Annotated in this window: 1 pseudogene; it reads left to right on the top strand. The window is 67.6% G+C overall.

Annotation, left to right across the window (positions count from 1 at the left end):
* Positions 1-213: pseudogene (locus EHS19_RS11180) on the top strand (IS21 family transposase); the annotation flags it as partial.

Raw genomic sequence — 213 nt, 5'->3', positions numbered from 1 at the left:
GCGTGTACGACCGGCTGGTCTCGGAACACGGGTGGGAGGGCTCGTATTCCGTGGTGCAGCGGTACGTGAAGCGCTGGCGGGAGACGAACCGGGAGTCCTCGGCCGCATTCCTGGACCTGTCGTGGGCTCCGGGCGTGATGCAGGTCGATTTCGGGGTGGCGTTGGCCACCGTCGCGGGGCGTGAGACGGAGACGCATTGCCTGGTGGTCTCGT

Source organism: Bifidobacterium jacchi (genome assembly GCF_009078285.1).
GTDB lineage: Bacteria > Actinomycetota > Actinomycetes > Actinomycetales > Bifidobacteriaceae > Bifidobacterium > Bifidobacterium jacchi.
The sequence above is the reverse complement of the archived record's forward strand: the minus strand, read 5'-3'. Positions and strand labels throughout refer to the sequence as shown.